Raw genomic sequence first — 12,835 nt, 5'->3', positions numbered from 1 at the left:
AAACTCAAGTCGGAATTTAGAAACTACCGTCCGGATGTTTCTTAAATTCTTTTTGATTGATAAAAAGATACTGATATTGGATTTGTTTTCCGTCTTTTGTTTTGGCTTGTACCATCAAAGGAAGGAAGGTCGATTTTCTGGAAAAGTCCGGAATTTTCACGGTATAATCCGGAGATAAATTTTCCGAGATCACGTTCTTACTTTTGATCGTAATCGTTACCGATTCGGGTTGAACCCCTTCGAGATGGATCTTAAATTCCTGACCGGGTTTTACCCAGGCTCCGTCTTGAATGGAAATGGAAATTTTAGAAGGAGGAGCCATCGTCAAAATGGAGTTAAACGCAGACTGAGACTGACCCCAAGGAACCAAGGATCTATGAACGTTGTAAACGGGAGTTCCCGGAAGATTTTTTCCCGGATTGACCGTAAACGCCATTCTGTAACCGATCGATTTGGCTTCTTCGATGACTCTCGGATCGAAAAGGCCGAAAGGATACGCGAGATCGATTACCTTTCTACCGGTTTTTGTTTCTAAGATCTGTTTGGATTCCAAAAGTTGTTTTCGGATGAACGCGCGGCTCATCGTAGGAAGTTTCGGATGATACAGGGTATGAGAACCTAAATCCAAAACGCCGCTATCCAAAGCGCCTTTTAACTGATCCCAGGTCATGTAATACTTCTTACCCGAAGAGATGATCGAAGGGTAGATAAAGACGGCGGCGGTAAAACCGTATTTCTTCAAAAGAGGAACCAAAACTTCCGCATGTGTTTTGGAGCCGTCGTCAAAGGTCAAAAGGATCGGTTTGTCCGGAAAGTCCGAAGGTTTTTGGCCGTTGATATAAGCGTAAAATTGATCCAAACGAACGGTTTTGTAACCGGCGGCTTTCAAAAATCGAAACTGTTCTTCCAAAAGTTTCGGATGTAGATTGTAACCGCCCATCGGTCCGCCTTCTGCGGCTAAATGGTGATAACACAGAACGGGAACTCCACCTCCGGAAACCGACTCCTGAATCGTATAACTCGGAGTAGGCGGAGTATCGTCTTTTACGGTCGGAAGTGCGTCCTCGTATTTTTTCTTTTTGGAATTTTTTTTAGAAACGGTTTTTTGCGAAGAATCTTCGGTAACTTTCGGAGTTTCCGAACGTTTTTGTTCCGTATCTTTTTTAGGAGCCGTTGTTTTTTTCTTTTTTTCGGGATTGAGGAAATCGTCCACGGGTGCAGCCGTGAGAACCGAAGAAACGAGTATGCAAAAAATCGCAAGAGCCGCGAAAGAATTTCGCATAACGTTCTTATGTTTTTGTGTTCCGTCCTCGGTTCGGTTCTTAGGATAAAAGAAAATCGGCGTTTTAAAAATGGTTGTAAATAGTTTTGTTTGCATGAGAGATCCGGGAAAAGAAGTCTTCGGTTAGTGTTTTAATACCTCTTTCCCCGGCAAGCGATTCCCGGAGCTTATCCAGTGCAGAATTGTGCGAAAGATTTTCCGGCTTCGACGTGTCCCAGGTTTTCCGCTTTTTTCCAATCCTCACAAGCGTTTTGCCGTTCTTTCATCGCCCAGTTTGTTAAAGCGCGGTTATTCAACGCATTCGCATAGGTAGGGTCCCGTCGAATCGCCGAGGAAAAATCTTCGATCGCACCCTGATAGTCGGAGGTTTTCATTTTTGCACAACCTCGGTTGTTGAAAGCGATCGTATAGTTTTCTCGTTTTTCAATCGCCTGGTCGTAATCGGAAATCGCCCCCGTTGTGTTGCCGGATTTGCTTTTGGCAAGTCCTCTGTTGTTGAGAGAAGTCGGATTGTCCGGATTTACGTCCAGATCTCTGGAATAAAACTCGATCGCTTCCAAAAATTCCCCGTTCTTGAATTTAGAATTCCCTTGTTGAAAGGGATTCAAATTGGGAGAAACCGGGCCTTCCGTTTTCTTCTGTTCGGAAGAACAGAAAGAAAACAGAGTCATGGTTAGCCAAAAAGTAAAAATCGAAGTAAGTCTCGATCTAAGATCCGGGACCATCTTAAAAGTCTCCGAAAGAAGTTTAGTTTTCTTCCTTCTCTCGGATCAATCTCTTTAAGACCGATTCACTGTGGCTGCAAAGTTTCAAAATTCCGCCCTTTGCCGGTTTTTGTTTTTCGAGTCTCAGAAGTTCGGAAGCAAAGCGAAACTTCCTGCGTATATGATTTACGGCGGGAATCGAGGTTTTAAAGTTTCTCGCCAACTCGTGATCGGTTAAACCTTTCGAGTTGAGTTCGAAGAACTTCGCTAACTTGTCTTTGTCCCAAACGATCTTCTGATCCGTTCGGTAATAATTGTGTTGTTCTAGACGTTTGCTGTTACGTTCGTAAGAACCTTGATTCCTCTTCTTTCTCCAGAAGGGATGTCGGTTTCTTGCGTACTTGATGTCGTCAATTGTATACCCGGTGGACGTAAGCCACTCCGAAGTGATACTGGATTTTTTGGGTCCGGTCAGTTTCGATTTGATTGATAACTCGATGTACTGCTCCGGTGTCGATGCTGAAAGTAGTTTCCGTTTTTCTTTTTCGTAGATTTCCATATTGTTTTACGCTCATTTAATCTGTTTGAAGAGTGTAGACTCGCCAAACTTAAGAACAATACTTACCACAATACGGTTAACTTGAAAACATTTTTCCTAATTTGAAAAGAATTTCTCGAATGTATTTATCGTCCCCAAAAGTACACTGAAGTAATTGAATACTTACCAACTTCTTTTATAAATCCGGAATCGATCGGATCACTTGAAACTTCCGGATATACAACTGTCGTTTTTCCCTGATAAGCGAAATGAAAAATTGCATTTAGTAACTGCGTTTGTTATCGAGTTCGAATTGTGTATCGATGGAAATGTCCCCGTTCTGCGTTTAACGCCGAGTTGGCGACTTTTATTCTTAAAAACGTAATTCGTGGAAAAAATTTGGATGTCGAGCGATCCATAGAGAGCGAGACAAACAAAAGCCGCGAAGCGGAAGCGTTGTTTCTCAGCGTAGCTGAGATGAGCGATCCATAGAGAGGAGACAAACAAAAGCCGCGAAGCGGGAAACTCAATGTTTCTCCCTATGGGTCGAAACATAATGTTGTTTCTCAGCGTAGCTAAATGAGCGATCAGTAGACCGTTTCACTGAGTTCGGAGTGTAATTCATTGAAAACTCTGCGCATTCGTTTCTCGTTTCAATCGCTTTCGCATTGGAACTCACGTTAAAAAGAAACGACCTTCTTTAAAATTTCTATATTCGGAAGAACTGTGGGAATCAACCTTTCATCTCGGAACGAAAATTTTAAAGGATCGATTCCGACTAAGACTATATACTTTTCACGGATCCTTATACAATAGAAATACCATAAATTTTGAAACGAATCCCGTTTCCTTTCCTGCATGTAAAAGGGAAAGTTGTCGAACTGAGAAAGTTTTGGACGGCTCACAAAATAGAGAATCGCAAATTTTAAAAGATGCGTTACAATCACATTTTATGGCCGTTCCTGCACAAGCTCCGATCCAAAACGTTTTATTGGATTTGGACGGGGTATTATATACCGGAAACTCCTTACTGCCCGGAGCCTGTGAGACTGTTTCTTATTTAAAAAAGAATCATATACCGCATCTGTTTTTGACGAATACGACTACAAAATCGAGGAAGGGACTTTCCGAATTTTTAAACGATCTAGGAATTCCCGCGGAGGAAGAAAGAATTCTCAACTCACCTCGGGCCGCCCGCGAATACATCCGAGAAACCGGAAATCCGAAAACTTTTATGGTCATTCGAGAAGAAGTCAAAAAGGATTTGGAAGGAATTCAGTCGGAGCTCGAAACTCCGAAAGCGGTTTTAATCGGGGATATCGGAAAGGAATGGAATTATACGATCTTAAACGATATCTTTCAAAAGGTGAAGAACGGAGCGAGATTGATCGCTCTTCATAAAGGTAAGTTTTGGCAGACAAAAGAAGGATTGATGTTGGATATAGGAGCGTTCGTATCCGCGATCGAATACTCCACCGGCGTCAAAGCCGAGATCATCGGCAAACCTTCTCCCGCGTTCTTTAACGCCGCTTTGGCGATGATTTCTGCGGAAGCGTCTAACACGATTATGGTCGGGGACGATCTTGATTCGGACGTGGGAGGAGCGCAAACCTGCGGGATTCGGGGAGTTCTCGTAAAAACCGGGAAGTATCGGGATGAAATATTAAAAAATTCGAATATTCGTCCCCAAGCGGTTTGGGAAAATATAAGTTCATTGATTCCGTTCCTGCAAAATTCCAAATAAAAGGTTCGAAAATGCGAACGAATGTTCGGATATTGCGACTAACGCGATCGCGAGCTATTTTAACTATGAAATTCGCGAGCTGCAACGACGATCCAGGGAAACTCCTTGAACATCTCCTATGGGTCGGCGTTCAGGGAGTCGTTGCACTCGAGTTTTGATTTGCCCAGATTTTTCTTATACCGAACTCACGTTTAACCTGTCTCCCAAACGGATCCAAACGATTTGAAAAAAACTTCAAACCGTTTGATGAAAACCGATCGCTTCTAGGAATTTTGCGGGTCGTTTTGAATTCAGATTCAGAATCACCCAGTCAGTGCTCGCATTACAGGAAAGCGTCTGATTGCTTCCGCAGATAATTCTTTGTTCGAATACGGCGCGAGTAGGAGTTTTCAGAAATAGATCCGATTCGATCGTAATCGTTTCCGGATAATTGATTTCGCGCTTGAATTCGAGACAAATCGAAAGAATCACAGGTCCGAAATCTTGGGCCTTTAGTTTTTCCATGGAAAACCCCCAGTCCCGCATCGCTCTCATTCGAGCCTCGTCCAAATAACCCTGAAAATTCTTATTGTTTACGTGATTGTTTGGATCCAGTTCGTCCCAACGAATCGCAATTTGTGTAGAATGTCCTTTTTGGATTTCAGTCAACTCTTGTGTTTTCATTCAATTTTCCTAAAGTTCTATTTTGAGACCCGCCGTAAAATTTCGATACATAGATAAAAAATTTTCCAGGTAGGATTCGTCGCCGGTTGCTCTTGCAAGTAACATCGCGCCTCTCCAAGAAGATTCTAAAGTTTGAATGTGCGAAAGAATCCGTTTCGATTCCCCCTCGTTTTGGGAGAGTTGGAGAGAATTCAAAATCCCATTTGCGATCGCGTTTAAAGAAAGACTCAGTTTGTTTCTGAGTTCCTTCTTTTTTGAAGAAGAATGTTGAGAAAGCACGTTGATCAGACAAGAAAGTCCGTCTTGGATAAATTCCTTTTCTAATTTCACCTTTTGCTCGTAGAGATAGAGTAGTGCAGAAAGACCGCGCCCCCCTTTTTCCAGGGTTTGTTCGTTCCAACGGATCGCATTTTGAGTATAGTCTTCGAGAGCTTCGAGAAGAAACTGATCCTTGGAAGCAAAGTAGTTGTAAAAGGATCCTTTTGGAATTTTTGCCCCGTCGGCGATTTCTTGGATTCCGATCCCATCGGGTCCATTTTGTCGAATGAGATAAATCCCAGTTTGTAGGATCTTCTGTCGTTTTGTTTCGGATTCTATAGCTGAGATCTTCATTTTGTTCTTTGAGCGAGTTTCTTTCTCTTTGAATGAATCTCTTTTTGCTTGGAAGTCTGAGATTTTTTATATAGCATTAAAGCGACTGGTCATATTAAATGCAAGCCAAATTTAAGAAAAAATTCTTGGGGAAGAAACGTACCCACGGTGAATCTTGATTTCCCGGAATTTTGTGGGAACTACCACAGATTCAATGGAAGGGGCCTTTCAAAAGAGGGGAGATTTTACTTTGCATTCTGAATTTTTGTGGGAACTCCTGCGAATTTCCAGAATTCTATAAACTGAGTAAATACCTGAGCTTTTAGGAGAGTTATAAACCGTGATGAAATATGAGTTTCTTCAAAATTCCGGGCTGGAACGAAAATGTGGGAACTCCCACAAAATTCCCAAAAACTTTTTCACCGGCCCGCATAAAAAGCCTTGCAGATATCAAGATATCTTGATATCCTATCCTGGATGGAGCTTTTAGAGGCCAAAGTTACTTCCGGAAATAGTTCCAAGCAAATTCTTTCCGCGCTAAAAGCCCTTTCCGACGAAACGAGAATTCGAATTCTCCACATTCTTTCCCTATCCCCTTTGAACGTTCAGGAAATCACGGAAGTTTTAAGAATGGGACAATCTCGGGTCTCCCGACATCTCAAAATCTTAACCGACGCCGGTTTTCTAACTCCGGAAAGAGAAGGTTCCTGGGTCTATTACAGAATTCCGGAAGAAAAGAAAGATCCCGATTTTTCTTCCGAGGTTACGGAACTTCTTTTGTCTTATAAGGAAGACCTTCCGTTTCGCAATTCGGATCAAACGCAAATCTCCGAAATTCTTTCCAGACGCGATCAGAAAAACACATTCTATTTTAATAATGTAGCCCAGGACTGGGAATCGATCCAAAAGGACGTCCTCGATCCCGCGCTCTATCGCAAAAAAATTCTTTCCTATCTGCCCGATTTTTCTTCCGTGATTTATGATTTGGGCTGCGGTCCGGGCGGTTTGATTCCTTACCTTTTAACAAAATCGGATCAGGTGATCGGTGTGGACTCGTCTCCTAAAATGGTGGAAGAGGCGCAGATAACGTTTGCCGGAAACACTCACGTTTCTTTGATTCATTCTCAACTGGAGAATGTGGCCGCATCCGCAACACAAGAAGCGGACGCCGTGGTAGCGTCGATGGTTCTGCATCACCTTTCCAATCCGCCTGCGGTCATTCGCGAAATTTATAAAATTCTAAAGCCGGGTGGAGTCTTCTGTCTTGTCGATTTAAAAAAACACAATCAAGAATTTATGAGAGATAACTTCGCCGATCTCTGGCTGGGCTTTGATTATTCTCTTCTGCAAGACTGGTTGGAACTTTCGGGTTTTACAATCAGCGCTCATGAAGAATTCGATACTGGTAACGTTTTCAAAATTTTGATCATTCAAGCAACAAAAAAGGAGGACTAAAATGTCCGCAACAACACAAGAAAAAGGTTTAAGCTATAAAGTAAAGGATCTCTCCCAAGCAGAATGGGGAAGACAAGAGATCATTCTGGCAGAAAAAGAAATGCCGGGACTTATGGCTCTAAGACAAGAATACAAAGGTAAAAAACCTTTGGCGGGAGCGAGAATTGCCGGATCTCTTCACATGACAATTCAGACCGCGGTTTTGATCGAAACACTGATCGAACTCGGCGCTGAAGTGAGATGGTCTTCTTGTAATATCTTTTCCACTCAGGATCACGCAGCCGCAGCCGTTGCAAAAGCGGGTGTTCCCGTTTTCGCATGGAAAGGTGAAAGCGAAGAAGAATACTGGTGGTGTATCGAACAAACCATTTTCTTCGGAGACAAAGGTCCGAACATGATTCTGGACGACGGCGGAGATCTTACCGCATACGTTCACGAAAAGTATCCTCAATTGTTAAGCGAAATCCGCGGTATCTCGGAAGAGACTACTACGGGTGTTAAGAGTCTTTACAAACTTCTTAAAAAAGGAGAATTGAAAGTTCCTGCGTTTAACGTAAACGATTCCGTTACTAAATCCAAGTTCGACAACCTCTACGGATGCCGCGAGTCTCTCGCAGACGGAATCAAAAGAGCGACAGACGTTATGCTCGCCGGTAAAGTGGCTCTCGTTTGCGGTTTTGGAGACGTTGGAAAAGGTTCCGCTGCTTCTCTTCGTAACTTCGGCGCGAGAGTCATCGTTACCGAAATCGATCCGATCTGCGCTCTTCAAGCTTCTATGGAAGGTTACCAAGTTCTTCGCGTGGAAGACATCATCGAGCAAGTGGACATCGTAGTAACCGCAACCGGTAACGACGACATCATCACTCTCGAACACATGAAAGCGATGAAAGACGGAGCGATTCTTTGTAACATCGGACACTTCGATACTGAAATCCAAATGTCCAGATTGAACGGAGAAAAAGGCGTAACTAAAAAGGAAATCAAACCTCAAGTAGACAAATATACGTTTGCGGACGGTAAATCCATTATCGTTCTCGCGGAAGGACGTCTTGTAAACTTAGGTTGTGCAACCGGTCACCCTTCCTTCGTAATGTCTTGTTCTTTCACGAACCAAGTATTGGCTCAGATCGAACTTTACAATACGAAGTACGAGTTGGGAGTTTACACTCTTCCAAAACATTTGGATGAAAAAGTGGCGGCTCTTCACCTCGAACAATTGGGAGTTCGTTTAACAAAACTAAACCAAAAACAAGCCGACTATTTGGGAGTTCCTGTAACTGGTCCTTTCAAACCGGAGAACTACAGATATTGATCTGAACCTTTTTCCGGGATGTTAGAGTCCCGGAAAAAATCGGTCTTCTTGGAAAACCATGGCCTACGTAGTCACGGAGCCCTGCAGGAATTGTAAATACACATACTGTGCGGCGGTCTGTCCGGTGGAAGCTTTCCGAGAAGGAACCGATTGTCTTTATATAGAACCTTCCGTCTGCATCGATTGTAATAAGTGCAGACCGGAATGTCCGGTAGAGGCGATTTATCCGGATTACGAAGTTCCTTCGATCTGGCATAGTTGGATTGCGGAGAACGCAAGAGAATCAAAACATTCTCCCGTAATTTTGGACGTGAAAATTCCTCTGAAAAAAGAGGGATGTATCAATTCAGAATATTAGAATATTTGCAATTATATTTTTTAGAATCATCAAAGAAACTACTCATGACTCAGAAAGCTCAGAACTATACAAATCCAAAAGCAAAAGAACTACTTGCTCTCCTCGAAAAACAAATCTTAGTCATCGACGGAGCGATGGGAACGATGATCCAAAGATTTCCTCTTACCGAAGACGATTTCCGGGGAGAGGTTCTTAAAAATCACGCACATCCTCTCAAAGGGAACAACGAACTTCTTTGTTTGACAAGACCGGACGTAATCGAAGCGATCCACGTTAAATTTTTGGAAGCGGGCGCCAATATCTTAGAAACCAACACGTTCAGTTCGAACCAGGTTTCTCAAGGCGATTATAAAACGGAGTTTCTGGTCGCTGACTTGAACAAAGCGGCGGTTACATGCGCGCGTAACGCGATCGAGAAATTTCAAAAAACGAATCCGACTCAGCCTTGTTTTTTAGCGGGAGCGATCGGTCCTACGACTCGTACTGCGACCCTTTCTCCGGATGTAAACAATCCGGCGTTTCGCGCGGTGACGTTCGACGATTTAGTCGCGACGTTTTACGAACAAGTGCGCGCGCTCGTGGAAGCGGGAGTGGATCTTCTTCTTCCCGAAACGAACATCGATACTCTGAACTTAAAGGCCGCGATCTTCGCGATCGAACAAGTTTTCGAAGACCTTCAGGTTCGAATTCCGGTTTGTCTTTCCGTAACGATTACCGACGCTTCCGGAAGAACTCTTTCCGGACAAACGGTGGAAGCGTTCTACAATTCCATCGCACACTGTAACCCTCTTTCGGTGGGAATCAACTGCGCGCTCGGTGCGGATGAAATGCGTCCGTATATCGAAGAACTTTCCAGAGTTTCTTCCTGCTTAATTAGCTGTTATCCGAACGCCGGACTTCCGAACGCATTCGGAGGTTACGATCAAACTCCGGAAGAATTCGGAAAATACATTCAAGAATTTGCAAGTTCCGGTTGGTTGAACATCGCGGGCGGCTGTTGCGGAACCACCCCGGAACATATCGCCGCGGCGGCAAAAGCGGTCCAAGGGAAAAAACCGAGGGTTCTTCCTCAGATCCCCGAGTTAACGCGTCTTTCCGGTTTGGAACCTTTAAACGTTACACCGGATAAGGGATTTTTACTCGTGGGTGAAAGGACCAACGTAACCGGTTCTCCCAGATTTAAAAAACTCATCATCGAAGGAAATTTCGAAGAAGCCGTTTCCGTCGCGTTGCAACAAGTGGAAGCGGGAGCCAATATCATCGACATCAACTTCGACGAAGCGTTGTTAGACGGCGAGGCTTCGATGAGACATTTCTTGAATCTCATCGCGGGCGAACCCGACATCGCAAAGGTTCCGTTTATGATCGATTCTTCCAAATGGACGGTCCTAGAAGAAGGTCTGAAATGTATCCAAGGAAAACCGATCGTAAACTCTATCTCTCTCAAAGAGGGTGAAGAAAAATTTTTAGAACACGCTCGTAAAATTCAAAGATACGGGGCTTCCGCGATCGTCATGGCATTCGACGAACAAGGACAGGCCGCAACCAAGGACGAGAAGGTTCGTATTTGCAAAAGAGCATACGACCTCCTTGTTACAAAAGCGAACTTCAGTCCAACCGATATTATCTTTGATCCGAACATTCTTACCGTTGCGACCGGAATCGAAGAACATAACAACTACGCGATGGACTTTATCGAAGCGATTCGAGAAATCAAAAAAATCTGCCCGGGCGCAAAGATCTCCGGCGGCTTATCCAACGTATCTTTTTCTTTTCGAGGAAACAATCCGGTAAGAGAAGCGATGCACTCGGTGTTCTTATACTACGCGATTCAAGCCGGGATGGACATGGCGATCGTAAACGCCGGGATGCTCGCGGTGTATGAAGAAATTCCGAAAGATCTATTAGAATATGTGGAAGATGTAATATTAAATAGAAGACCGGACGCAACCGAACGTCTCGTTGAATTTGCGGAAAGTGTGAAGGCCGGAGACAAGGCCGAAAAAAAAGAAGAGACTTGGAGAGAGGGAACTACCGTCGAAGAAAGACTTTCCCACGCGCTCGTAAAAGGAATCGTAGAATACATCGACCAGGACACGGAAGAAGCTCGCGTTAAGTACGGACGTCCGTTAACCGTCATCGAAGGCCCTCTGATGGACGGAATGAAAATCGTGGGAGAACTTTTCGGCGCGGGAAAAATGTTTCTTCCTCAAGTTGTAAAAAGCGCGAGAGTGATGAAAAAATCAGTGGCTTATCTTTTACCTTTCATGGAAGAAGAAAAGAAAAACTCCGCGGACACTTCTTCTCGTCCAAAGTTTTTGATCGCGACCGTAAAGGGCGACGTTCACGACATCGGTAAGAATATCGTAGGAGTCGTTCTTGCGTGTAACAACTACGAAGTGATCGACTTAGGTGTTATGGTTCCTTCCGATAAAATTTTGGAAGAAGCAAGGAAACACAACGCGAGCATCATCGGTCTTTCCGGACTCATCACGCCGTCCCTCGACGAAATGGTTCACGTAGCGGCCGAAATGAAACGAACCGGCTTTCACGTTCCCTTATTGATCGGAGGAGCGACCACGAGTTCCGCGCATACCGCCGTAAAAATCGCGCCCGTATACGATCAACCCGTGGTTCACGTAGTGGACGCGTCTCGAGTTGTAAACGTAGTCAATCAACTCTTACATCCGGATCTGAACGAGGCGTATTCCAGGAAGATCAAAGAAGATCAAAAAGCGGCTCGGGAAAATTATTTCAACACAAGAGCGGAAAGAAAATTAATTTCTTTGGAACGCGCCCGGGAAAATCGAGATGAAATCGATTGGGCGACTACGACGATCGACAAACCAGCGTTTACAGGCGTCAAAGTTTTCGATCAAGAAATTTCCTTGGAAACGTTGATTCCGTTCATCGACTGGACCCCATTCTTTACCGCGTGGGAACTCAAAGGAAGATATCCCGCGATTCTAGAAAGTGAAACCACCGGAAAACAAGCCAGAGAACTTTTCACGGACGCGCAAAAACTGATGAAGACGATCACGGACGGAAAAATCTTTAAGACGAAGGGTGTCATCGGAATTTTTCCTGCCAACGCGGTCGGAGATGATATCGAAGTTTACGAAGACGAAACTCGTTCCAAGTTGCTCACTGTGTTCCATACGTTGCGCCAACAAATTCAAAAAGAAGACGAAACAGAACCTAACTACTGTTTGGCGGACTACGTCGCTCCGAAAGATTCGGGAAGGATCGATTATATCGGAGGATTTGCGGTCACCGCGGGTCACGGCGTGGAAGAATTTGCAAAAGAATTCGAAAACAACTTAGACGACTACAATTCCATCATGGCGAAAGCGTTAGGCGATCGTTTTGCCGAAGCGTTTGCGGAATACATGCACTACAAGGTTCGGAAAGAATACTGGGGATACGACAAAGACGAAAATCTTTCTCCGGAGGATCTGATTCGGGAACGGTACAGAGGAATTCGTCCTGCGGCCGGTTATCCCGCGTCTCCGGATCATACCGAAAAAAGAGTTTTATTCGATCTCTTACAAGCGGAGAAAAATACCGGGATCACTCTTACGGAACATTTTGCGATGTGGCCTGCGAGTTCCGTAAGCGGTCTCTACTTTGCGCATCCTCAGTCCAAGTATTTCGCGGTGGCAAAGATCAACCGGGATCAAATCGAAGAATACGCGATCCGAAAAGGAATGAGCATCGAAGAAGTGGAACGTTGGTTGGCTCCGAATCTTGCGTATGATCCGTTGGCGGTTTCAGTCGCGCGCTAAAAAGAGTTCCAAGAAGATTGAATTTAGAATTCGATTTTTTTCGTCTAATTTGAAGTTATGAAACCGGCGGTTCCCAATCATTCTTCGGTTCACAATCACGGTCCCGTATATTCGGAGACACGAAATGCTACCGAAGAATTTTCGTTTCATCCTACGTTGATTTCTTGGCTCAAAGTTTCCTTGAATCTGACTGGAAACGAAATTCTCAAACTCACCGAAATCGGTTGTACGGATAACTCTTGTCCCGTGATCGAAACTTGTTTGGAAATTTATAAGTCTGAACAGGATTCTTCACCGGAACGAATGATTCGTTTTGGAAGGGCAAAACATTTGATCAGCAAGATGGATCTTGCATTCTCCCTAAAAAAGCAAGGAATTATAGAGTGACCCGCAATGAAAAACT

11 protein-coding genes are annotated in these 12,835 nt (G+C 44.1%); 6 read left to right on the top strand and 5 right to left on the bottom strand.

Annotation, left to right across the window (positions count from 1 at the left end):
• Nucleotides 1-16: 16 nt before the first annotated feature.
• From LEP1GSC060_RS17850 to LEP1GSC060_RS17840, 3 genes are all read right to left on the bottom strand, one after another.
• A complete protein-coding gene (locus LEP1GSC060_RS17850) occupies nucleotides 17-1,282 on the bottom strand; it encodes a polysaccharide deacetylase family protein (protein WP_420805501.1) in 1,266 nt (421 codons plus the stop codon).
• A 167-nt stretch (nucleotides 1,283-1,449) separates the two neighbouring features.
• Nucleotides 1,450-2,007 carry a tetratricopeptide repeat protein gene (locus LEP1GSC060_RS17845; RefSeq protein WP_036097041.1) on the bottom strand — a complete coding sequence of 186 codons (558 nt, stop codon included), beginning with the start codon at nucleotides 2,005-2,007 and terminating at the stop codon, nucleotides 1,450-1,452.
• Nucleotides 2,008-2,029: 22 nt separating this feature from the next.
• Nucleotides 2,030-2,545, bottom strand: coding sequence for an LB099 family protein (locus LEP1GSC060_RS17840; protein WP_003010277.1), 516 nt, complete (start codon nucleotides 2,543-2,545; stop codon nucleotides 2,030-2,032).
• 931 nt (nucleotides 2,546-3,476) lie between these two features.
• Between LEP1GSC060_RS17840 and LEP1GSC060_RS17830 the strand changes: the two genes are divergently transcribed.
• The gene (locus LEP1GSC060_RS17830) at nucleotides 3,477-4,268 is read left to right on the top strand and encodes a TIGR01458 family HAD-type hydrolase (protein ID WP_003010288.1); all 792 of its coding nucleotides are present in this window, start codon (nucleotides 3,477-3,479) and stop codon (nucleotides 4,266-4,268) included.
• A gap of 234 nt (nucleotides 4,269-4,502) precedes the next feature.
• Here LEP1GSC060_RS17830 and LEP1GSC060_RS17825 read toward each other — a convergent pair whose 3' ends face one another.
• Both LEP1GSC060_RS17825 and LEP1GSC060_RS17820 read right to left on the bottom strand, forming a co-directional pair.
• The gene (locus tag LEP1GSC060_RS17825; protein ID WP_003010210.1) at nucleotides 4,503-4,931 is read right to left on the bottom strand and encodes an acyl-CoA thioesterase; all 429 of its coding nucleotides are present in this window, start codon (nucleotides 4,929-4,931) and stop codon (nucleotides 4,503-4,505) included.
• Nucleotides 4,932-4,940: 9 nt separating this feature from the next.
• Nucleotides 4,941-5,543: a TetR/AcrR family transcriptional regulator gene (locus LEP1GSC060_RS17820; protein WP_003010156.1), complete on the bottom strand. Its 603-nt coding sequence runs from the start codon at nucleotides 5,541-5,543 to the stop codon at nucleotides 4,941-4,943.
• A gap of 456 nt (nucleotides 5,544-5,999) precedes the next feature.
• On the opposite strand from LEP1GSC060_RS17820, the gene LEP1GSC060_RS17815 reads away from it, so the two are divergent.
• From LEP1GSC060_RS17815 to LEP1GSC060_RS17795, 5 genes are read left to right on the top strand one after another with little or no spacing between them, the layout of a single operon-like run.
• A complete protein-coding gene (locus LEP1GSC060_RS17815) occupies nucleotides 6,000-6,977 on the top strand; it encodes an ArsR/SmtB family transcription factor (protein ID WP_003010193.1) in 978 nt (325 codons plus the stop codon).
• Nucleotide 6,978: 1 nt separating this feature from the next.
• Complete coding sequence (ahcY, locus tag LEP1GSC060_RS17810) at nucleotides 6,979-8,289, top strand: adenosylhomocysteinase (RefSeq protein WP_003010248.1); 1,311 nt, start codon at nucleotides 6,979-6,981, stop codon at nucleotides 8,287-8,289.
• Between the two features lie 58 nt (nucleotides 8,290-8,347).
• Entirely contained in the window at nucleotides 8,348-8,647 is a 300-nt protein-coding gene (locus LEP1GSC060_RS17805) for an indolepyruvate ferredoxin oxidoreductase subunit alpha (protein WP_036097038.1), read from the top strand.
• Between the two features lie 44 nt (nucleotides 8,648-8,691).
• On the top strand, nucleotides 8,692-12,432 hold the full coding sequence (gene metH / locus LEP1GSC060_RS17800; protein ID WP_036097036.1) for a methionine synthase: 3,741 nt from the start codon (nucleotides 8,692-8,694) through the stop codon (nucleotides 12,430-12,432).
• A 57-nt stretch (nucleotides 12,433-12,489) separates the two neighbouring features.
• Entirely contained in the window at nucleotides 12,490-12,819 is a 330-nt protein-coding gene (locus LEP1GSC060_RS17795; protein ID WP_003010308.1) for a hypothetical protein, read from the top strand.
• Nucleotides 12,820-12,835: the final 16 nt, after the last annotated feature.

Source organism: Leptospira weilii serovar Ranarum str. ICFT (genome assembly GCF_000332415.1).
GTDB classification, from domain to species: Bacteria; Spirochaetota; Leptospiria; order Leptospirales; family Leptospiraceae; genus Leptospira; species Leptospira weilii_A.
This window is presented reverse-complemented; position numbering and strand designations above follow the sequence as displayed.

What these genes read in the sequence shown, in the direction of transcription:
- LEP1GSC060_RS17850 (WP_420805501.1), bottom strand. Translation starts at nt 1,282, where the DNA reads ATGCGAAATTCTTTCGCGGCTCTTGCGATTTTTTGCATACTCGTTTCT.
- LEP1GSC060_RS17845 (WP_036097041.1), bottom strand. Translation starts at nt 2,007, where the DNA reads ATGGTCCCGGATCTTAGATCGAGACTTACTTCGATTTTTACTTTTTGG.
- LEP1GSC060_RS17840 (WP_003010277.1), bottom strand. Translation starts at nt 2,545, where the DNA reads ATGGAAATCTACGAAAAAGAAAAACGGAAACTACTTTCAGCATCGACA.
- LEP1GSC060_RS17830 (WP_003010288.1), top strand. Translation starts at nt 3,477, where the DNA reads ATGGCCGTTCCTGCACAAGCTCCGATCCAAAACGTTTTATTGGATTTG.
- LEP1GSC060_RS17825 (WP_003010210.1), bottom strand. Translation starts at nt 4,931, where the DNA reads ATGAAAACACAAGAGTTGACTGAAATCCAAAAAGGACATTCTACACAA.
- LEP1GSC060_RS17820 (WP_003010156.1), bottom strand. Translation starts at nt 5,543, where the DNA reads ATGAAGATCTCAGCTATAGAATCCGAAACAAAACGACAGAAGATCCTA.
- LEP1GSC060_RS17815 (WP_003010193.1), top strand. Translation starts at nt 6,000, where the DNA reads ATGGAGCTTTTAGAGGCCAAAGTTACTTCCGGAAATAGTTCCAAGCAA.
- ahcY (WP_003010248.1), top strand. Translation starts at nt 6,979, where the DNA reads ATGTCCGCAACAACACAAGAAAAAGGTTTAAGCTATAAAGTAAAGGAT.
- LEP1GSC060_RS17805 (WP_036097038.1), top strand. Translation starts at nt 8,348, where the DNA reads ATGGCCTACGTAGTCACGGAGCCCTGCAGGAATTGTAAATACACATAC.
- metH (WP_036097036.1), top strand. Translation starts at nt 8,692, where the DNA reads ATGACTCAGAAAGCTCAGAACTATACAAATCCAAAAGCAAAAGAACTA.
- LEP1GSC060_RS17795 (WP_003010308.1), top strand. Translation starts at nt 12,490, where the DNA reads ATGAAACCGGCGGTTCCCAATCATTCTTCGGTTCACAATCACGGTCCC.